General features: G+C 66.2%; 18 protein-coding genes. 13 read left to right on the top strand and 5 right to left on the bottom strand.

The window, feature by feature from the left end; genetic code table 11:
• Nucleotides 1–12: 12 nt before the first annotated feature.
• From NY78_RS09825 to NY78_RS09810, 5 genes are read right to left on the bottom strand one after another with little or no spacing between them, the layout of a single operon-like run.
• On the bottom strand, nt 13–1056 hold the full coding sequence (locus NY78_RS09825) for an aldo/keto reductase (RefSeq protein ID WP_231583901.1): 1044 nt from the start codon (nt 1054–1056) through the stop codon (nt 13–15).
• A complete protein-coding gene (locus tag NY78_RS25475) occupies nt 1044–1226 on the bottom strand; it encodes a hypothetical protein (protein WP_231583900.1) in 183 nt (60 codons plus the stop codon). Before NY78_RS25475 ends, NY78_RS09825 begins: the two co-directional genes overlap by 13 nt.
• On the bottom strand, nt 1199–3001 hold the full coding sequence (locus NY78_RS09820) for a 4Fe-4S binding protein (protein ID WP_047960118.1): 1803 nt from the start codon (nt 2999–3001) through the stop codon (nt 1199–1201). Before NY78_RS09820 ends, NY78_RS25475 begins: the two co-directional genes overlap by 28 nt.
• Before the next feature lie 3 nt (nt 3002–3004).
• Entirely contained in the window at nt 3005–4054 is a 1050-nt protein-coding gene (locus tag NY78_RS09815) for a DUF362 domain-containing protein (protein ID WP_082139953.1), read from the bottom strand.
• Nucleotides 4051–5121: a DUF6599 family protein gene (locus NY78_RS09810; protein WP_043634985.1), complete on the bottom strand. Its 1071-nt coding sequence runs from the start codon at nt 5119–5121 to the stop codon at nt 4051–4053. Before NY78_RS09810 ends, NY78_RS09815 begins: the two co-directional genes overlap by 4 nt.
• Nucleotides 5122–5182: 61 nt before the next feature.
• Here NY78_RS09810 and NY78_RS24665 point away from each other — a divergent pair, with 61 nt between their 5' ends.
• The 13 genes from NY78_RS24665 to NY78_RS09750 all read left to right on the top strand — a co-directional run bounded on the left by NY78_RS24665 (nt 5183) and on the right by NY78_RS09750 (nt 21275).
• Complete coding sequence (locus tag NY78_RS24665) at nt 5183–5365, top strand: hypothetical protein (protein ID WP_156180913.1); 183 nt, start codon at nt 5183–5185, stop codon at nt 5363–5365.
• A 75-nt stretch (nt 5366–5440) separates the two neighbouring features.
• Complete coding sequence (locus NY78_RS09805) at nt 5441–5650, top strand: hypothetical protein (protein ID WP_043634983.1); 210 nt, start codon at nt 5441–5443, stop codon at nt 5648–5650.
• A gap of 37 nt (nt 5651–5687) precedes the next feature.
• On the top strand, nt 5688–6155 hold the full coding sequence (locus NY78_RS09800; protein ID WP_043634981.1) for an EVE domain-containing protein: 468 nt from the start codon (nt 5688–5690) through the stop codon (nt 6153–6155).
• 360 nt (nt 6156–6515) lie between these two features.
• Complete coding sequence (locus NY78_RS22880; protein WP_231583898.1) at nt 6516–9830, top strand: PAS domain S-box protein; 3315 nt, start codon at nt 6516–6518, stop codon at nt 9828–9830.
• Nucleotides 9831–9926: 96 nt separating this feature from the next.
• A complete protein-coding gene (locus NY78_RS09790) occupies nt 9927–11654 on the top strand; it encodes a transporter substrate-binding domain-containing protein (protein ID WP_043634978.1) in 1728 nt (575 codons plus the stop codon).
• Nucleotides 11651–13066 (top strand): sigma-54-dependent transcriptional regulator, encoded by a 1416-nt coding sequence (locus NY78_RS09785; protein ID WP_043634976.1) that lies wholly within the window; start codon nt 11651–11653, stop codon nt 13064–13066. The genes NY78_RS09790 and NY78_RS09785 overlap by 4 nt, the downstream gene beginning before the upstream one ends.
• Nucleotides 13067–13598: 532 nt before the next feature.
• Entirely contained in the window at nt 13599–15068 is a 1470-nt protein-coding gene (locus NY78_RS09780; protein WP_269430871.1) for an anaerobic C4-dicarboxylate transporter, read from the top strand.
• Between the two features lie 23 nt (nt 15069–15091).
• On the top strand, nt 15092–15931 hold the full coding sequence (locus NY78_RS09775; RefSeq protein WP_043634970.1) for a fumarate hydratase: 840 nt from the start codon (nt 15092–15094) through the stop codon (nt 15929–15931).
• A complete protein-coding gene (locus NY78_RS09770; RefSeq protein WP_043634968.1) occupies nt 15931–16485 on the top strand; it encodes a Fe-S-containing hydro-lyase in 555 nt (184 codons plus the stop codon). The genes NY78_RS09775 and NY78_RS09770 overlap by 1 nt, the downstream gene beginning before the upstream one ends.
• Entirely contained in the window at nt 16478–17872 is a 1395-nt protein-coding gene (gene dctA / locus NY78_RS09765; RefSeq protein ID WP_269430870.1) for a C4-dicarboxylate transporter DctA, read from the top strand. Before NY78_RS09770 ends, dctA begins: the two co-directional genes overlap by 8 nt.
• Before the next feature lie 15 nt (nt 17873–17887).
• Nucleotides 17888–18547 (top strand): fumarate reductase, encoded by a 660-nt coding sequence (locus NY78_RS09760; RefSeq protein WP_043634966.1) that lies wholly within the window; start codon nt 17888–17890, stop codon nt 18545–18547.
• A gap of 12 nt (nt 18548–18559) precedes the next feature.
• Nucleotides 18560–20383, top strand: a complete 1824-nt coding sequence (locus NY78_RS09755; RefSeq protein WP_043634965.1) for a fumarate reductase flavoprotein subunit — start codon at nt 18560–18562, stop codon at nt 20381–20383.
• Between the two features lie 136 nt (nt 20384–20519).
• Nucleotides 20520–21275 (top strand): fumarate reductase iron-sulfur subunit, encoded by a 756-nt coding sequence (locus NY78_RS09750; protein WP_043634963.1) that lies wholly within the window; start codon nt 20520–20522, stop codon nt 21273–21275.
• The last annotated feature ends 58 nt before the right edge of the window (nt 21276–21333 follow it).

Here is a 21333-nt window from a genome sequence, read left to right as displayed (position 1 = left end):
GGTTTTCGACGGTCAGGCCAAAAGTGTGGCAGCCTCGGCCATGATGGCGGCGATGGCCAGTCCCCGGGGGCAGGCGGCCTCGGCAGCGGCAAAATCCAGGCTGCCGTCGGCCCGGCGCAGGCTTTCGGGCAGGCTGGCGTAGAGTTCCCGGGCCAGGGCCGGTTCGCCGTAGTCGCGGGCGTACATCATGGCCCGCATGACGTCGGCCACCGGGAGATTGCCGCCCAAGGCCGCGCTGCACAGTGTGGCGCAGCCGGCGCAGTAGTCGCCGTGGGTATCGGCGGCAAAACGGGACAGGGACTCGATATCCTGCCGGGCCAGGGCAGTGGTGTCGCGGGCGGCGGCCACGTTGGCCGAGAGGATGGTGAGGTTTGGCATTTGCGAGCACACCGAGGCGATGGCCGGGTTTTCCCAGATGGCCTTGAGCTTGGCCTGCTTGTCGGTAAAGCCCTTCGCCAGAAACCGTCCGGCCATGTCCAGTTCGGCCTGGCTGTCGGATTTGACCGGCCCGCCGCCCTGGGTCTTCATGGCCACCACGCCGATGCCGGCTTTGGTGCAGGCCTCAAGCGCCTTTTTCATGGCCGGCTCGGCCATGAGCCGGAAATTGTAGGCCACCATGACGGCGTCGATGAAGTCGAGCTTGGCCGCGCCTTCCAGGCAGGCTTCCATATTGTTGTGGCTGCTGAATCCGAAGAATTTGATCTTGCCGGCCTGTTTCTGTTTGGCCGCCCACTCCCGCCAATGGCCGCCCATCTCGTCGATAGTGGAGATGGCGTGGACGTAGAACAGATCGACATAGTTGGTTTTCAGGCGCGAAAGCGCTTCGTCCAGGCGCTCGTCAAAGCGTCCGGCCTTGGTGGTCAGTTTGGTGGTCAGCACCACCTGGCTTCTGGCCTCGGGATTGCGGGCGAAAAAGCGGCCAAAGCCCTCTTCGGACTGGCCGTTGCCGTAGGCCTCGGCCGTGTCCCAGAAATTGACGCCCCAGGCCAGGGCCTGCTTGAGCAGGAGCTGGCTGTTGATGGTGTCGAACATGCCGCCAAGATTTAAGATGGACACCGAAAGCCCGGTCTTTCCCAAGGTACGGCGGGGGATGGTCTGGGGGCGTCAGGGGTCTGGGCCGGGGCGGCGGTTGCGCCCAGGCCGGCCCCGGCTGCGGCCAGACCGCCCAGGGTCAGGGTTTTGAGGGCTGCCCGCCGCGTCAGGCCGGAAGCTGTTTTCTGAGACATGGTGCTCCTCCTTGCGGGGCGGCGTCGGCCACCATGCGGCCCGGCCCCGAACGCGATTCGTTTTCACTGCTGACCCGGATGGCCCGCAGGCCCGATACCGGACATTCATGTTCGCACATGCCGCAGCCAATGCACCGGGCCGGGTCCACATGGGGCTGTTCCAGGCGCACGACGAGTTCCAGCTCCCGGCCCGGGACGGTGTCGGCCTCGGCCAGGGGGGCCGCCAGGGTGAGCTGCACCCCGGACGCGCCGAGGATGCGCCGGGGCGGCTGGGTTGGCGCTCCGACCGGGCGCAGGGAGAAGTCGCCCGAGGCCAGATTGCGCCCGACCGGGGCCAGGGCGGCCACGGTCACTTCCGTTCCCCGGACCCCGGCCACGGTCAGGCGCGGGGCGCGCAGCGGCTCAAAAACCTCGCGCACGGAAATGGCCTTGGGGCTGACCGGGCAGACCTCCTGGCACACCAGACACGGCCGGCCCATGGCCCAGGGCAGGCAGCGGGTGCGGTCCACAAAGGCCGTGCCCAGGCGAATGGGACCGACAGCGGCAAAATCGCCCTGGCCGAGCTTTTCTTCCAGGGTCAGCGGCCGGATGGCGGCCGTGGGGCACAGCTGGCCGCAGGCGATGCAGTTTTGCAGGCAGCCGGCCCGGCCCAGGCGGAAATCGAGCGTCGGCGTCCATATCCCGGCCGCCCCGGCCACGGTGAAGGCCGGCTGGATGACGTTGGCCGGGCACACCCGCATGCACTGGCCGCAGCGGATGCACCGGGCCAGGAACCGGGCCTCGTCTAAGGACCCGGGCGGCCGGATCAGCCCCGGGTTGCGCCCGGCCCCGGCCACGCCGCCAACGCTCCACAGCGGCGCGGCCACGAGCCCGGCCGTGCCCGAGGCCAGGACCAGCACCGCCCCGCGCCGGGAAAAGTCCGGCAAGGGCTGCTCCCCGGCTGCCGAGGCCCGGCCGGCAAAGCCGATGCGGCCGGTGGGACAGCGGGCAAGGCAGTTGAGGCACAGCACGCATTCGCTGGCAATGAGCTTGCCCGACGGCCGGCAGCCGCCCTCGCAGTATTCCTCGCACCTCCGGCAAGCGCCGCAGTCGTCGCTCGTGGCCTTGCCGATGCGCCAGGGAGCAAATCGGACGAGCAGGCCGAAAAAGGCTCCCAGGGGACACAGATAACGGCAAAAAAAACGGGGCCGCAGGGCATTGGCCGCCAGGATGGCGATGAAAACCAAGCCGAACACCCAGGCCCCGTCGTAGTGCCGGGCCTCGGCCTGGCCCAGGCCCAGGCCCTGACGCGGATCAAGGAGCGGCAGCAGGCCGAGATCGACCGAGCGGGTCAGAAGCGGCAGGGGATCGAGCAGGCCGGTCTGGACGTTGCCCAGGACCGCCGCAGCCAGGAGCAAGGCGAGCAGGGCGTATTTCAGCCCCTGGGCCGGGCCGGGGCGGTTGTCCTCGGCCCGGGCCGGGCGGCCCAGGCCCTTGCGGACCAGAAAGCCGCTTATTTGATTAAGCGTGCCGAGCGGGCAGAGGAAACCACAGAAAAACCGGCCGAGAAAAAGGGTCAGGACCACTGCCGGCACGGCCCAGAGCAGCGGGGCATAAAGGCTCCCGGTGGCCAGGGCCGTGGCCAGGGCCGGCAGCGGGTCGAGCGAGAGCAGCCAGTTGACCGGCCAGCCCCGCAGTTCGAACAGCCCGTCGCCAAGCGTGGCCACCAGGCACAGCCAGCCGAACACAAGCAGGAAAAAGCCCTGGCTGATGCGGCGCGCGGCGACAATGCCCATGGCCTAGCCCGCCGCCGGTTCGACGCTCAGGGTGACGGGACGCAGCCCTGCCGGGTCGATGCTGCCGACGCCGGCGGCCTGGGCCAGGGCCAGATAGGGCAGGTCGGCCGGGGTGCGCCCAAGCAGGCCAATCCCCTGGGCGTCGGCGGCCACGGGGTCGGTGGACAGGATCATGGTGTTGGTGGCTTTCAAGTCCGACAGGGAGCCGCCGGTCGGGCCGTTGGTCATCATGGAGGTCACCCCGTCGAGCACGCACAAGGTGGGGCGCACCAGCCGTCCCAGTTCGGCGATAATGCCGTTTATGTCCTGGTGGAAGATGTTTCGCCGCCCGCCAAGCAGGCCGTAGAGGTTTTTAAGGGTCATGGAGGCCACCGCCCGTTGATGGTCCTTGACCTGGGAGAGCACGATGCACTTGGCGACGCCGGCAAAGGCCCCGGCCAGGACCGGCCAGTCGGTGAGAAAGGCGGCCCCCGGCAGGCTCACCGGCGCAAACAGGCTTTGCCGGGGCAGGATGAGGGCCGCCCCGGACTGCCGGGCCGCGCCGGCCAGCCCCGAGACCTCGAAGCAGCTGTCCGGGTTGTTGATGGGGTTGTCGGCGACGAGCACCCTGGCCGCGCCGGCGCGGCGGCAGGCCTCGGCCACGGCGGCCAGCAGGTCGGGATTGGTGGTGGCCCCGAGCAGGGCCGGCGCGGCAATGACGGCGTTGACCTTGAGCAGCACCACGTCGCCCGGGGAAATAAAGGCCTCCATGCCGCCCAAGGCATTGACGCCCTGGTTGAACATGGCCCGGCGGTCCGTGCCGTGGACAGTGGCCAGCCGGGGTTGGCCCGGGGCGGGCGGGGCCACGGTAAAATCACCCAGCCCGGCCAGGACCCGGCCGCCTTGCCCGGCTTTGGGCCCGGCCGGATCGCGCAGGGCCAGCCCCAGGCCGCCGGCAGCCACAGCCAGGGCCGAGGCCGCGCCCAGCCGGACCAGGAACCGGCGACGGTCGGGGTTTTGGGGGCCGGCGGCGCGTGGGGCGTCCGGCGGCGACAGGGGCGTTTTGGGGGTCATGGCCTCACCTCGGGCCCGGCCTTCTCCAGGGCGTCGGCCAGGGTCTGGGCCAGGGCCAGGGCGGCCGGCCGGCTGAGGGCGTCGTGGACCCCGGCCAGCAGGCTGCCCCGGGTCCAGAGGATTTCATAAGAGCCGTCGGCTGCAAGCAGGACGGCGTCGGCCGGAAGCCTCGGCGCGTCCGGCGGCAGGGGCGCTGCCGCATAGCCGTTTTGGCCAAGGAAGGCGGCAAAGGCCCGGGCCTCGGCCGCCGCCTGCGCCGGGCTGTCGCGCTCGGCCAAAAGGGCCGTGGCCGCGCCGGTGGGCAGGACGTATTCAGCCGTGTAGACATTGGAAAATCCGGCCATGCCCATGGCGTCGGAAACGGCCAGACGCACGCTGTCGGCGGTCAGGCCCTCGGGCGGGAAGAGCGTTTTGGGGTCCGGCCGGGCCGGGGCGTCGGCCTGCCCGGCCAGGGAGGGGGCCTCGGCCGGCAGGGCGGCAAAAAGGGTCGCGCCCAGGGTTTCCAGGCCAGCCATGGTGTCCGGGTCGGCCCGGTCGGCGGTCAGTTCCACATAGTGGCCGCCACGGGTGAAATAGACGGCGTTTGGCGTGGCGTAGGCGTCCGGGGCCAGGGCGGGCAGGGGGCGCGAACCCTGGCGGCGCTGGGCGCTTAGGACGGCAAAGGCGTCGGCCGGCCCGGCCTGGGCATAGACGGAGGCATCGACGCGCGCGCCGTTTGGCAGGGTCACGGTCCGGCAGGACATTTCCTTGAAATTGGCGGCCAGATAGAGTTCGGCCTTGCCGTCGATGCGGTCGGACAGGGTGACGGGGTCGTAGCTTTCAATGGCCCCGGCCGGGGTTGCGCCGGCGAGGGTTGTAAGCAGCCCGGCCGTGGCAAAAACTCGGGCGGCGGCGGCGTCGCCGCCCGGGGCGGCAATGCTTTTCGGCGGGGTCAGGGCCACCAGCACGGCCGGGGAAAATCGGGCCTGGGCGAGGCCGAGCCAGACGGCGACGGCGGCCAGACAGGCCAACACCATCCAGGCGGCCGCGCGTTGCCCGCTTTTCAAACCTGGGCGTGAGACGACCATAGGGCCTCCAGGTTGCACGACACAAATCTACACCCTGTCTGTGTACCCGGCCTTGGCGGGGATGACAAGCCGACCAGCCGGCCGTTCACGAGGAGAGCGGCGCGACGTCTCCCCGGCCCTGGCGGATGACCGCCGGGGAGGCTGGAAGGGCTGTCGGCGCAGCGGCGTCCCGGGCCGGGGCCGAACCGGCCGGGACCTGGCCGGACCGGCTGCGGTCTTTACGCCCTGCGCCGGCCCGGTGTAGGGTCGAGGCCGTTCCCGGCCTGTCGGGAACGAGAAGAAACGCCGTTTCGGCCCACGCGCCAAGGGAGCACTTGCCATGACCACCCGTACAGCCACGTTTGAAGCCACCTGCCCGTCCTGCGGCCAGACCGTCACGGTAACGGCCGCCGAAACCGACATCCGGGACGGCTCGGTGGCGGTTGCCGAAAAATGCCAGCGCTGCCTGGGCCAGTTCGAGGCCATCACCGATCTCAGTTGTCTGGAATGGGACGACCAGTGCGTCGCCGAAGTCGGCCGCCTGGGCTGAACATCCGGCCGGAATCGGCCGCAAGGGGAGGTCGGCCATGGGCTGCTGGCTGATAAAGTCCGAACCGGGCTGTTTTTCCATCGACGACCTGGCCGCCGCCCCGGGCGGGGTGACGGGCTGGGACGGAGTGCGCAACTTCCAGGCCCGCAATTTCCTGCGCGACGGGATGCGCTTGGGCGACGGGCTGCTTTTTTACCACAGCATCACCAACCCGGGCGTGGCCGGACTGGCCGAGGTGGCCCGCGAGGCCTACCCCGACCTGACGGCTCTGGACCCGCAAGCCCAACACTACGACCCCCGGGCCACCCCGGAGAACCCGATCTGGTCCATGGTGGACGTGCGGTTTGTGGCCAAATTCCCCCAGGTCGTGCCCCTGGCCGTCCTTCGGACCGTGCCGGAACTGGCCAGCATGGAACTGCTGCGCAAAGGTTCGCGCCTGTCGGTCATGCCGGTGACAGAGCAGGAATTTCGCATCATTCGGGAGATGGGACTGGCCGGAGCCTGAGGCTGGTCCGGTGTGGATGGGACCGTTGGCCGGGAGCCTCTTCCCCTCCCGAAAGGGTCTGTCCTGTCTGTCTGGTTCCTCTCCGGCGGCGGTGGAAGAGGTCTGTATTGACGCTCTACGCCGCCGGTCGTATCAGAAAACATGAAATGGTATCCTCTCCGCTGCTCCACCGGGAGATCGCCCAGTCTCCTGCAATACCAGAAAAGGGTATTGTTGCCTGACGGTCTTTGCCTGCGGCAATTCCTGCGCGGACGAGGCCGACTGCGCATCTTGCCATTGTTCCTGGCGGCTTTTCTTTTGTTTTGGACGCTGTCGACAGCAGCATCCGGGGCTGCCGATACGAAAGACGTCCTTATCCTGATGTCCTATGACGTTCAGGATGTCTGGTCCGCTCCGATTTTAGAAGGATTGCGTTCCTCATTGGAACAGTCCAGCGTCGTGCTGCATGTGGAATGGCTCGATGCCAGACGTGCGGAAGGCGTCCATCATGTTGCCGATTTCGAACGCTTCCTGCTCACAAAATACAGCCAGAGCCGCCTTGCCCTGCTGGTGGCGGCGGACGATGCGGCCTTTGACTCCCTGCGCCGTTTCCGGGCCGCCCTTGATCCGAAATTGCCGCTGGTCTTTTGCGGTCTCAACAACGTCACGCCGGCTCTGCTGGCCAAAGAGACCGACATTGCCGGCGTGAGCGAGACCCTGGACATCACGGGCACGGTCAACCTTGGTCTCAGGCTTTTCCCAAAGACATCCCATTTGGCCGTTGTGGCTGATTCAACTGGCGGCGGGCTGGCCAATCTTGAAGGGCTGCGCCAGGCGAGGCCCGGGTTTCCCCGGTCGCTGGCCGTGACGGAGTTGCTTGACGTCAAGCGCGACGACTTGGCGGGGATACTGGGAGGCTTGCCCCGGGACACCCTCGTGCTGGTCCTGGGTATTCTCCAGGGGCCGGACGGGGAGCGCCTGCCCCTGGGGGACAGCATGGCTGCGTGTTCGACGGCGTCTTCGTTTCCGGTCCTGACCTGCTGGGATTTCGAAGTCGGCGCCGGGGCGCTTGGCGGCCTGGTGGTCAGCGGCCTGGAGCAGGGGCGGGCGGCCGGCGGGCTGGCCCGGCGCATCCTGGCCGGCGAGGCAGTGGCTGGTCTGCCCCGCATCCGCAACAGCCCGAACGTGCCCATGGTCGACGAAATCCAGCTGCGCCGTTTCGGCCTGGATGTCGGCGACCTGCCCCCGGGCGTCGTCGTCGTCAACCGCCAGGAGAGCCTCTATGCCCGCTACCGGGGGCTGGTGTGGACGGCCCTGGCCGTGTTCGCGGTCATGGCCGGGTGCATCATGGGGCTGGCCCTGGCCCTGGGCGCCAGGAAACGGGCGGTTGTGGCGCTTGTGGCCAGCGAGGCGCGTTACCGGACCTATGTTGACAGCGCGCCGTCGGCCATTTTCATCGCCGACGCCGCTGGCCGGCTGCACGACGTCAACCCCGCGGCCTGTCGCATGACCGGCTGGTCGCGCGACGAACTGCTGGCCCAAAACATTGCCGACGTCCTGGACCCGGACGGGCGGGAAGCGATTGTGCGTCGTTTCGCCGCGATTGGCGCCCAGGCCAGGACCGCCGAGGTGCTCGGCCGGCACAGGGACGGGACGGCGCGCTGGTGGTCCATTGCCGCCGTGCAGATGTTGCCGGACCGCGTCCTGGGCTTTGCCTCGGACGTCACCGAACGGCGGCAGCGCGACGACGCCCGGCTGGCCTTTTACGAGCTGTTGCAAAATGCCGATTCCGTCGTGGTCTTCAAGGACTGCGCCCTGCGCTACGGCATGGTCAACCGGGCGTATCTGCTCCTGACCGGCCACCGGTTGGACGACATTATGGGGCGCACGGATGCGGAGCTCTTTGCCGGGCTGTCCTCCCCGGAGCAGATCGCCCAGTATATAGCCAACGACAGGCAGGCCCTGGCGTTGCCCCGGGGCCAGTCGCTGACCAGCGAGGAGGGCATGCTCGGCGAGAACGGGCGCAATCGAACGTTTCTCACCCGAAAATTTCCCGTCTATGCCGACGACGACCGATTGCTTGGGGTCGGGACCATGTCCACGGAAATTACCGAGCGCAAGGAGGCCGAGGCCCGGTTTCGGGAAAGCGAGACGCGCTACAAGCTGCTGGCCGAGCAGGCCCCCATTTCCATTATGGCCTTTGACGCTGCGGGGCGCATTATTTTCGTGAACAAGCGGCATCTGGACGTCTTCGCCGGGGGCCGCAAAACGCCGGAATTCTTCCTGGGCCGCCGGCTGGTGGAACTGCCGGGCATCGTCCGGGCCGGCATCGCCGACAAGCTGAAGCCGCTCCTCTCCGGCGAGGCGGTCGATTTGCAGGCCGTGTATTTTCCGGAGTTCACTGGCGGCCACGCCGGCTACGTCAACCTGCGCGGCGTGCCGCTCTACCAGGACGACGGCTCTTTTGCCGGCGGCATCCTCATTCGGGAAGACGTTACGGAGCGCATCGAAATGGAGCGCTCGCTGACCGTCTCGCGCAACGAGGCCGAGGCCGCCAATCGGGCCAAGTCCGCCTTCCTGGCCAACATGAGCCACGAGATACGGACGCCCCTAAACGGCGTTCTGGGCATGCTCCAACTGCTCAAGGAAACGCCTTTGGACAACGAGCAGGCCGAGTACGCCGAGCTGGCCATCCAGTCGAGCAGACGGCTGACCCGCCTTCTGGCCGATATCCTGGACATTTCCAAGGTCGAGGCCGGGAAGATGCAGATCCAGGCCGACCCCTTCGACCTGTCCGTCGCCCTGCGCCAGGTGCTCGAACTGTTCACGCCCGTCGCCCGACAGGCAGGGGTGGCCCTTGTCAGCCATATCGCCGATACCCTGCCGGCCGTGGTGGTCGGGGACGCCGCCCGGGTGCAGCAAGTGCTGACCAATCTCATCGGCAATGCCTTTAAGTTCACCACGGCCGGCTCCGTCACGGTGGAGGCCTATCCTCTGCCCTCGCACAAGGCCCAGGAGGTGCGGGTGCTTTTTTGTGTCGCGGATACCGGCTGCGGCATCCCCGACGAGGCCATAGGCAGTCTTTTCAAACCGTTCACCCAGGTCAGCCAGGGCTATCGCCGCAATGTCCAGGGAGCGGGCCTGGGGCTTTCCATTTGCAGCCGGCTGGTCACGCTTATGGGCGGCAATATTGCCGTGGACAGCGAACCCGGGGTGGGCACGTCCATCTATTTTTGCGTCACCTTTGCCAGCGCCCAGGCCCTGGCCTGCCAGATTGCCAGGCCCGGCCGTCGCTCTCCGGCTGTCGCCGGGCTGCGGGTGCTGTTGGCCGAGGACGACCATGTTACCCGGCTGGCCACCAGCCGGATGCTGGAAAAGGCCGGCCATGCCGTGACCGTCGCTTTCGACGGCGCGCAAGCCTTGGAGAGGCTGGCCGCCGAAGACTTCGATCTCGTGCTCATGGATATCCAGATGCCGGTCATGGACGGCCTGGAGGCGGTCCGGGCCATCCGCACGGCGCCGCATCTGGCGGCCAAGGCGGCTATCCCGGTCATCGCGCTGACGTCCTATGCCATGACCGGCGACCAGGAAACCTTCCTGGCCGCCGGTATGGACGGCTACGTGCCCAAGCCTTTTTCCATGGACGAACTGAATGCGGTCATAACGAAGGTCCTTCGCCAGCGGCCGCCGGCCTGACGGGCCAGCGGCCGGCTGGGAACGCTTGGCAGATGTTGCCTTTTGACCTAGTCTCGGGTGAGCCTTGCGACCGCATCGGAGCACCCGACACCCGCCATGCGCCACCTTGCCGCCATCGCCCTGACGCTTTGCTGCGTCGTCCTCATGTTCGTCAGCCCGGGGCCGGCGGCCGGGGCCGAGGTCGTCCCCGGCGTCACCCGCCCGGTGGTGGTCGGCGGCGACCGCGACTATCCGCCCTATGAATTCCTGAACAACGAAGGCCTGCCGACGGGATTCAGCGTGGATCTCAGTCGGGCCATTGGCGAAGCCATGGGCATGCGCATCGAGTTTCGCCTGGGCTCCTGGGCCGAGATGCGCCAGGCCTTGCTCGACGGCGAGGTGGATATTCTGGAGGGCATGAGTTTTTCCGAGGTGCGCGCCGCCGGTGAGGTGGATTTCGCCCCGCCAAGCGCCGTGGTCAACCACGCCATCTTCGCCAGAAAGGGCGATCCCGTGGTCAGGGACCTCGACAATTTGGCCGGGCGCAAGGTCATTGTCCATCGGCGCGGCTATATGCATGACCTGCTGGCGGGCAAGGGCTATGAAAAGGACCTGATCCTGGTCGATACCCCCGCCGACGCCCTGCGCCTGCTGGCCTCGGGCCTGGGCGATTTCGCCGTGGTGGCCATGCTGCCCGGCAACTACATCATAAAAGACAACAAGCTCGGCAACATCGAGGCGGTGGCCCGGTCGGTGGCCACCCTGCGCTACGGCTTTGCCGTCAAAAAGGGCAACGAGGCCTTGCTGGCCCGGTTCAGCGAAGGTCTGGCCATCCTGCGGCGCACCGGCCAGTACGAGGCGCTCTACAACAAATGGCTGGGCGTTCTGGAAGACCGCCCGTTGCCCTGGCCGACCGTGGCCCGTTATGCCGCTGCCGTGGCTTTGCCCCTCTTGGCCCTGCTTGGCGGCACGGTCCTGTGGAGCCGCTCCCTGCGCCGGCAGGTGGCCCAGCGCACGGCTTCGCTGTCGCGTGCCCTGGACGAGCTCTCACGCAACCAGCGCCAGCTCGTCCAGGCCGATAAAATGGCCGCCCTGGGCATCCTCGTCTCGGGCGTGGCCCATGAGATCAATAACCCCAATGGCTTGATTCTTTTAAATATCCCCATCCTGCGCAAGGCCCAGGCGGATTGCGGCCGCATTCTTGAGCGCCGTTTCGCGGAAGAGGGCGATTTTCTGCTCGGCGGCATTCCCTATTCCCGCATGCGCAGCGAACTGCCGCGTTTGCTCGAAGAGATGCAGGAGGGCGCGCTGCGTATTAAGCGCATCGTCAATGATCTTAAGGATTTTGCTCGTCGGGAGGAAGGTTCGGGCCGCTCGCTCATCGACGTGGCCGATGCCTCGCGCAAGGCCGTGCGCCTGCTCGATGCCGCCATCCGCAAGGCCACCGACCATTTCAGCGTCGACTACGACCCTGATCTGCCGCTGGTCTGGGGCCATTCCCAGCGCATCGAGCAGGTCATCGTCAATCTGGTCCTAAACGCCTGTCAGGCCCTGCCCGACCGGTCAAAGGCCATCGCCGTGACCGTTGGCCACGACGAGGCCGCCGGGCAGGTCGTCCTGACCGTGCGCGACGAGGGCGGCGGCATCGCCCCCGAACATCTGCCCCATGTGACCGATCCCTTTTTCACCACCAAGCGCGAAACCGGCGGCACTGGCCTGGGCCTGTCCGTCTCGGCCGGCATCCTCAAGGAATACGGCGGCAGCCTGAGCTTCACCTCGGCTCCGGGCCAGGGAACCACGGCCGTCGTCGTCTTCCCCGTGGCCCGGGAGGAGGGCAACCCATGAACGACACCCCTTTCCCCGCCTTCGGCATCCTGCTGGTCGACGATGAGCCGGCCTGGCTGCGTTCCCTGTCGCTGACGCTGGAATCCTCAGCCGGGGTCACCAATCTGTTTCTGTGCCAGGACAGCCGCGAGGTGCTGCCGCTGCTGGAAAAAGGCGGCATCGGTCTGGCGCTGCTCGACCTGACCATGCCGGGCCTGTCCGGCGAGGAACTCCTGGCCGGCATTGCCGAGCGCCACCCGGACGTGGCCGTCATCATCATAAGCGGCGTCAGCCAACTCGACACCGCCGTGCGCTGTATGCGCCTGGGAGCCTTTGACTACTACGTCAAGACCGATGACGAAGACCGCATCGTCAGCGGCGTCGTGCGGGCCATCCGCATGATCGAGTTGCGCGAGGAAAACCGGGCCGTCGCCAGCAGCCTGAGCGCCGGGACGCTGGCCCATCCCGAGGCCTTCGCCGGCATCGTCACCCGTTCCCGGGCCATGTTTTCCGTTTTTGCCTATATCGAGGCCGTGGCCAAAAGCAGCCAGCCCTTGCTGGTCACCGGCGAATCCGGGGTGGGCAAGGAAAACATCGTGCGCGCCGTCCATGCCGTCAGCGGCCGGGAAGGTCCCTTTGTGGCCGTCAACGTGGCCGGGCTGGACGACACCGTCTTTGCCGACACGCTTTTTGGCCATGTGCGCGGGGCCTACACCGGGGCCGAGGCCCCGCGAAAGGGCATGATCGAGGAAGCCGCCGGCGGGACGCTGTTTCTCGACGAGATCGGCGATCTGTCCGTCGCCTGCCAGGTCAAGCTGCTGCGCCTGCTCCAGGAAGGCGAATATTTTGCCTTGGGGAGCGATCTGCCCAAGCGCCTGCGCGCCCGGGTGGTGGTGGCCACCCACCGCGATCTGGCTGCAGAGGAGGCGGCCGGCCGCTTTCGCCGCGACCTCTATTATCGCCTGCGCACCCACCAGACCCGCATTCCCCCCCTGCGCGACCGTCGGGAAGACCTCGAACCCCTGGCCCGGCACTTCGCCGCCGAGGCCGCCCGGGCCATGGACAAACCCGTGCCGGCCCTGCCCCGGGAACTGGCCGCCTGTCTGGCCGGCTATGCCTTTCCCGGCAATATCCGGGAACTGCGGGCCATGATCTTCGACGCCGTAAGCCTCACCACCGGCCCCACCCTGGCCCTGGACGGCATCCAGGCCGCCACCGGCCACGGCGAGGCCTGCCGGGACGACGTCCCGGCCAATCTCTTTGCCGGCTGCGAACGCCTGCCCACCTTCATCGAAGCCGCTGATCTGCTGGTCACCGAAGCCATGGCCCGCGCCGGCGGCAACCAGACCCTGGCCGCCCGACTGCTCGGCATCTCCCAACCCGCCCTGTCCAAACGCCTCAAATCCCGCCGCGACGCCGAAGGCGGCGATTGAGGGAGAAGGTGAGGAGAGGAAATGAGAGGGGAGGCGAGAAAGATGCCTCCGGCGGCCAAAGGGCAGTGCCCTTTGGAAACCCACCTGGAGGCAAGGGGTAAAGGGGGGCGGCGTTGCAGCGGAACAGTCGTCCCCATATGCCGCTCGCCGTCGCGGTAACGCCACTCCCCTTTGCCCATTTGGGGGGTCCGGGGGCCTCAGGCCCCCGGCCGCCGGAGGCACTCTTTCTCTCTCTGTTCTCACGCGCCCCGGACCCCTGCAACGGGGAAAAGGGGGCATAACTTTGGGAATGGGTCGGGCGGGGGTGTTATGACAGGCTAACCGACTGAAATACCTATCTATCATCGAAAAAAGCCGGGCCGGCCCATAACTTTGGTTATGGGCCGGCCCGGCTTTTTGGCCGGGATTGTGATGGATTTCTCATGGATTATGGCGAGTTAGCTGTGAAATGAAGCCCTGGCATCGTCCATGCTTAGGCATTATTGCCAGTACCCCCAGTGGTCGGTCCGTCGGCGGCAGCGGTCTTTGCCGCATGACCGCTGCCGCCGGCGCTGACCCGCCGGCCCGGCCGGGCGCTTCGGGGCTGGTCGTGGAAGGGCTGATGCGGCGCTGGCCGGCCGCACCCGGGATATCCGAACCGAGGAAAGGAGAATTCGTCATGTTGACCCTGCAATTGTGCGTCATCCTGGCCTGTCTGCTGCTGGGCACCCGCTTTGGCGGCATGGGCCTGGGCCTTATCAGCGGCATCGGTCTGTTCGTCCTGTGCTTCGTCTTTGGCGTGCAGCCCGGCAAGCCGCCCATAGACGTCATGCTCACCATCCTGGCCGTCATCGGCTGCGCCGCCACCCTGCAGACCGCCGGCGGCCTCGACGTCCTCATGCGGGTGGCCGAACGGGTCCTGCGCAAGCATCCCGAGCACATCACCTTGCTGGCTCCCATCACCACCTGGTCGCTCACCGTCATGTGCGGCACCGGGCACGTGGCCTACACCATGTTCCCCATCATCTACGACATCGCCATTAATAAGGGCATCCGTCCCGAACGCCCCATGGCCGTGGCCTCGGTCTCGGCCCAGATCGGTATCTGCGCCTCGCCCGTGTCGGTGGCCGCCGTGTCCATGGTGTCCATGCTGGCCCAGGCCCACGGCATCGGCAAGGCCATCAGCATCGTCGATCTGCTGAGCATCTCCATCCCGGCCACCTTCGCCGGCGTGCTGTGTGCTGGCCTGTGGAGCATGCACCGGGGCAAGGATCTGGACAAGGACCCGGAATTCCAGGCCAAGCTGGCCGATCCCGAGCAGCGGGCCTACATCTACGACGGCGGGGCCACCCTGCTCGACAAGGTCTTTACCAAGGAATCCTACCGGGCCGTGTGGTTCTTTTTTGCCGCCATCGCCACAGTGGTCCTGCTTGGCGCGTTCGCTGACCTGCGGCCCTCCTTTGGCGTGCCGGGCAAGCTCAAGCCCCTGTCCATGAACCTCGTCATCCAGATGGTCATGCTCATGGCCGGCGCGTTCATCCTCATCTTCTGCAAGGTCAAGCAGCAGACCATCGCCAACAGCGCGGTGTTTAAGGCCGGCATGGTGGCCATCTTCTCGGTCTTTGGCGTGGCCTGGATGACCGACAGCTTTTTCGAGGCCCATTACGAGACGTTAAAGGCCAGCCTGTCCGCCGTGGTGGTGGCCTACCCCTGGACCTACGCCATCGTGCTGGTGGTGGTGTCCAAGCTGGTCAACAGCCAGGCTGCCGCCTTGGCCGCCGTTGTGCCGCTTGGCCTGTCGCTGGGCCTTGAACCCAAGATCCTGCTGGCCTTTTTGCCCATGTGCTACGGCTACTTCATCCTGCCCACCTACCCGAGCGATCTGGCCTGCATCAACTTCGACCGCTCCGGCACGACCCGGATCGGCAAGTACATCCTAAACCACAGCTTTATCATCCCGGGAGCCATCGGTGTCGGCTGCGGCACCATCGTGAGCTACACCCTGGTCAAGCTCTTTATGTAACGCCGGGCACAAGGACAGAAATGATGCGTACCATTGCCAAGAAGACCGTGGTCGATGCCGTGGCCGCCCTGTGCATGGAGGCCAACCGGTATCTGCCGGCCGATGTGCTGGCGTCTTTTGCCCGGGCCAAGGCGGCCGAAACGTCCCCGGCCGCCCGGGCGATCTTTGAGCAGCTTGAGGAAAACGCCGCCCTGGCCAAGGAAACCGGGCTGCCGCTGTGCCAGGACTGCGGCCTGGGCGTATTCTTCGTGGAGGTGGGCGAGGACGTCCGGATTGATGGCGGGGGGCTTCGCGCCGCCATCAACGAAGGAATGGTCCAGGGCTATACGGACGGCTATCTGCGCAAGTCCACCTGCGATCCCTTCACCCGGGCCAATGTCGGCGACAATTCGCCGGCCATCGTCCACTTCGATCTCGTGCCGGGCGACAGCCTTAAAATCACCATGATGGCCAAAGGCGGCGGCTCGGAAAACATGTCCCGCGTCATGATGCTGGCCCCGGCCCAGGGCTGGGCCGGCATCCGCGAGTTCGTCATCCGCCGGGTGGCTGAGTCCGGTTCCAATCCCTGCCCGCCGATCCTGGTTGGCGTCGGCATCGGCGGCAACTTCGAGCTGGCTGCCGTCAATTCCAAAAAGGCCCTTATGCGCGCGGTGGACGACGTCCATCCCGAGGCCGGCGTGGCGGCCATGGAGGCCGACCTGCTCACCTCCATCAATCGCCTTTGCATCGGTCCCATGGGCCTTGGCGGGGCCACCACCTGCCTGGGCGTCAAAATCAAGGTCGCGCCCTGCCATCTGGCCAGCCTGCCGTTGGCCGTCAACATCCAATGCCACAGCTCCCGGCACAAGGAGGTCACGCTCTGATGGCCGACCATTCTCTGACGACGCCCCTGTCTGACGCCGACGTGTCCAAACTGCGGGCCGGCGACGTGGTCTACCTGACCGGCATTATCTATACCGGCCGCGACGCCGCCCACAAACGCATCGTGGACGCCCTGGACGCCGGGGAAGCCCCGCCCTTCGACCTCAAGGGTGCGGTCATCTACTACGTCGGTCCGTCTCCGGCCCGGCCCGGCCGGCCCATCGGCTCGGCCGGCCCCACCACCTCGTATCGCATGGATTCCTATGCCCCACGCCTGATTGCCCTTGGCCTCAAGGGCATGATCGGCAAGGGCATGCGCGCCCCGGCCGTGCGCGAGGCCATGGAGACCGAGATGGCCGTCTACTTCGGGGCCACCGGCGGGGCCGGCGCGCTCCTGGGGCTTCGCATCAAGGACGCCAAGGTCATTGCCTATGAGGACCTTGGACCCGAGGCCGTGCGCGAATTGACGGTCGAGAACTTCCCGGTGCTGGTTATTAACGACTGCGTCGGCGGCGACCTCTACGCCACCCCCGATCTGGAGGCCGCCCTTGGCTAACCTCGCGGCCGCTTCGGACGCGATGGCGCGTCCGGGCGGCCGCAAGCCGCTGTACGCCTCGCTCTATTTCTGGGTGGTTGTCGGCATCGCGGCCGGCATTGTCCTGGGGCTGGTTCCGGCCACCAAGGGCTTTGCCGCGGCCATGCAGCCCTTTGGCACGGCCTTTATCCGCATGGTCAAAATGGTGATCGCGCCGATCATTTTTTGCACCGTGGTCACGGGCATCGCCAAGATGGGCGACATGGGCAAGGTGGGGCGGGTCGGCGTCAAATGCATGCTCTACTTCTGGGCCATGACCTTGTGCGCCCTGGCCATCGGGCTGGTGGTCGTCAATGTCTACCAGCCCGGGGCCGGCATGGACGAATACGCCGCCCGGATGCAGGCCAATCAGGCCGAGGTGGCCAAGATCGAGGAGTTCGCCGGCAAGGCGCAGAAACTCTCCACCACGGATTTCCTGCTCAACATCGTGCCGCACTCGGCCGTGGACGCCTTTGCCAAGGGCGACATTTTGCAGGTGCTGTTCTTCTCCATCCTCTTTGGCGTGGCCCTGGCCCAGCTTGGCGAGAAGGGCGCGCGTCTGGCCGGGGTCATCGACGAGTTCGGCCAGGGGCTGTTCAAGGTCATCCACTACATCATGTACTTTGCCCCGCTGGGCGCTTTCGGGGCCATGGCCTACGTAGTGGCCTCCCAGGGCCATGAGGCGCTTTTTAAGCTTCTCTATCTCATGCTTGGCGTCTACACGACCTGCCTGATCTTCATCTTCGTGGTGCTGGGGTTGGTGTGCCGGCTGGCCGGCTTTTCCCTGTGGCGCTATCTCGTCTACATCCGCGACGAAATCCTGCTCGTCCTTGGCACCTCGTCTTCCGAGGCGGCCTTGCCGCGCATGATGCGAAAGCTCGAACGGGCCGGGGCCGAGAAATCCGTGGTCGGCCTGTGCCTGCCCATGGGCTATTCCTTTAACCTCGACGGCACCTGCATCTACCTGACCATGGCTGCGGTCTTTTTGGCCCAGGCCACGGGCACGCCCCTGGACATCAGCCACCAGCTCTCGCTGCTGGGCATCCTGCTTCTCACCTCCAAAGGCGCGGCCGCTGTCACTGGCGGCGGGTTTATCACCCTGGCCGCCACGCTCCAGACCATGGGAACCATCCCCGTGGCCTCGCTGACCCTGCTCCTGGGGGTGGACCGCTTCATGTCCGAGGCCCGGGCCATCACCAATCTGATCGGCAACGGCATCGCCACCCTGGTGGTCGCCAAATGGGAAAAGGCGCTGGATACCACGCGACTGGCCGCCGCCCTGGACGGCTCCCTGGCCAACGACGAGGACGGCATCCCTTTGGCGGCGTCGGCCGAGCCGGCGCTTTCCGTCGTCAATAATCCTCAGTAAAACGGGAGAATGGAAATGTCCGTACCATCTACGGCAACCCAGGCCGGGCTGCCTGTCGGGAAACTTGCGGCCTGGCTCGACTGGGTCCAGATGCTGACCGGCGCGGCCCTGGTCCTTTTCATGTGGTGCCATCTGATGCTGGTCTCAAGCGTGCTGATTAGCCCCAAGGTCATGAACGCCCTGGCCTGGTTTTTCGAGGTCACGTTCATGGCCCAGGTTGGCGGGCCGCTGATTTTCCTGGCCTTCCTGGTCCATTTCGTCTTGGCCGCCCGGAAGATTCCCTTCACGACCAGAGAGCAGCGGGTGATGCTCGCCAATGCCCGGCGCATGCGCCATCCCGATACCTGGCTGTGGATCGTCCAGGCCACAACCGCCATGGGCATCCTCATCATGGGCGGCATCCACCTCTGGGTGGTGTTGACCAACCTGCCCATTACCGCCGAGAAGTCCGCTGCCCGCATCCAGACCGGATTCTGGTTTGTTTTCTACCTCTTCCTGCTCCCCATGGTGGAACTCCACGTCGGCGTCGGGTTTTACCGCATCCTGGTCAAGTGGGGCTTCCTCGACCGCCCCGGCCGTTTTTCCCTCAAGAAGAAGGAGAACGTCATGACCATGCTCTTTATCGGCATCGGTCTTTTGACCCTGCTTCGCTATTACTTCCTGCCGCTCAAATAAGGACGCAACACCATGAGGATCATACAATCCGACGTGCTGTCGGTCGGCGCGGGCCTGGCCGGCGAACGGGTGGCCATCGAGGCTGCCGAGAACGGCTTTTCCGCCATCTGCCTGTCCATTGTCCCGGCCCGGCGCTCCCATTCCTCGGCTGCCCAGGGCGGCATGCAGGCGGCTCTCGGCAACTCGGCCATGGGCGAGGGCGACAGCCCCGACGTCCATTTCGCCGACACGGTCAAAGGCTCGGACTGGGGCTGCGACCAGGAAGTGGCCCGGCTTTTTTGCAACGGCGCGCCCATTGCCATGCGCCAGATGGCCTTCTGGGGCGTGCCCTGGAACCGGGTCGTGCCCGGCGAGCAGACCTATTACAAGGGCGGCAAGCCGTTTACCGCCTTTGAAAAGCCCGAAAACGAGGGGCTCATTCATTCGCGCAACTTCGGCGGCACAGCCAAGTGGCGCACCTGCTACACCTCTGACGGCACCGGCCATTGCGTGCTTTTCACCCTGGATAACCGGGCGGCCCAGGTCGGGGTCACGGTCGTGGACAAGGTCGAGGCCGTTGCCCTGATTCACGACGGCGAAACCTGCATGGGCGCGGTGGTGCGCTGCCTCAAGACCGGTGAGCTGACCGCCTATCTGGCCAAGGCCACCCTCATTGCCACCGGCGGCTTCGGCCGCATCTACCGCGAGTCCACCAACGCGGTCATCTGCGACGGCGGCGGCCTGATCGCCGCCCTGGACACCGGCGTGGCGTCCCTTGGCAACATGGAGGCCGTGCAGTTTCACCCGACCGGCATCGTGCCCACCGACATCCTGGTCACCGAAGGCTGCCGCGGCGACGGCGGCACGCTCCTGGATAAAAACGAATACCGTTTCATGCCGGATTACGAGCCGGACAAGGCCGAACTGGCTTCCCGCGACGTGGTGTCCCGGCGCATGACCGAACACATGCGTAAGGGCCTGGGCGTCGCCTCCCCCTACGGCGACCACCTGTGGCTGGACATCCGCCACTTGGGCGAACACCACATCCGCACCAAGCTGCGCGAGGTCGACGAGATCTGCCAGTCGTTTCTCGGCGTCGATCCCGTCACCCAGCTTATCCCGGTGCGCCCGACGCAGCATTATTCCATGGGCGGCGTGCGCACCAACAAAGACGGCGCAGCCTACGGCTTAAAGGGCCTCTTTTCCGCCGGCGAATCCGCCTGCTGGGACATGCACGGCTTTAACCGCTTAGGCGGCAACTCCCTGGCCGAGACGGTCGTTGCCGGCATGATCGTCGGGGCCAAAATTGTCGAATTTCTCAAAGGGACCGAGTCCGTCATCAAGACCGGCGTGGTGCGCGACGCCATGGCCGCCCAAGAGGCCCGCATCAAGGGGCTGGTCGCCGGCGTCAATGGCCGGGAAAATCCCTACGCCGTCAAAAACGCCATGCACGACGCCATCATGAAAGGGGCCGGCATCTTCAGAAACGGCCACGACCTCGAAGTCTGCGTGGCCGATCTCCAGGAAATTCTGGCCCGGTCCCGCAAGGTCGGCCTTCGCAGCAGCGGCCAGGGAGCCAACCCCGAATTGACCATGGCCTTAAAGATCGAAGGCATGGTCAAACTGGCCCTTTGCGTGGCCTACGGCGCGCTCAAACGCACCGAATCGCGCGGCGCGCACACCCGCGAGGACTACCCCGAGCGAAACGACCGCGACTGGCTGACCCGCACCCTGGCCACCTGGCAGCCCGGGGCCGATCTGCCGACCCTGGCCTACGAACCAGCCACCCACACCTTCGAACTCCCCCCCGGCGACCGCGGCTACGGCGGCGGCAAGATTATCGCTCGGGACGAGTAAGGGGAAGTGAAGGGGGAGAAGAGGGGGAATGCCTCCGGCGGCCGGGAGGGGGTAACCCCCTCCCGGACCCTCCCTGCAAGGGGGGAGGGGCAAAGTGGCGCGACGGTGACGTTGCGAGCGAAAAGGAGAAAAGAACATGGGCAGAACACTGACCTTCGACATATTCCGCTATAATCCGGCGGATCCGGCCTCCAGGCCGCATACCGACCGCTTCGAGCTGGAAGAAACCGAGCGCATGACGCTCTTTATTGCACTCAACAAAATCCGGGAAGAGATCGACCCCACGCTGATGTTCGATTTCTGCTGCCGGGCCGGCATCTGCGGCGCTTGCGCCATGGTCATAAACGGCCGGCCGGGACTGGCCTGCCACACCAAGACCAGGGACATGCCGGCCGCAATCACGCTCATGCCCCTGCCGGCCTTCAAGCTGGTGGGCGACCTGTCCGTCGATACCGGCACATGGTTTCGCGGCATGTACGACAAGATCGAATCCTGGGTGCACACCAACAAGGTGTTTGATCCCGCCGCCAAGGAAGAGCGCATGGACAACGGGCTGGCCGAGCGGATTTACGAGCTCGACCGCTGCATCGAATGCGGCTGCTGCGTGGCTGCCTGCGGCACGGCCCTGATGCGCGAGGACTTTCTCGGCGCTGTGGCCCTTAATCGTTTGGCCCGGTTCATCCTGGACCCCCGCGACGAGCGCACCGAGAAGGACTACTTTGACCTTGTCGGCACGGATGAGGGCATCTTCGGTTGCATGGGGCTCCTCGCCTGCGAAGACGTCTGTCCCAAGCAGATCCCACTTCAGGAGCAACTCGGCAAACTGCGCCGCAAAATGGCCCTGGCTGCCGTCAAAAACCTCCTGCCGAAGTTTTTAAACAAGGATTTCTGAAGCGGCGTCGACGAACCAGGCTCCACTGTCAAGCAAACGTTGTCTGTATTTGCAGCAA

The sequence above is a fragment of the Desulfovibrio sp. TomC genome (genome assembly GCF_000801335.2).
GTDB lineage: Bacteria > Desulfobacterota > Desulfovibrionia > Desulfovibrionales > Desulfovibrionaceae > Solidesulfovibrio.
Note: the sequence above shows the minus strand (reverse complement) of the source record. Positions and strands in the feature narration are given on the sequence as shown.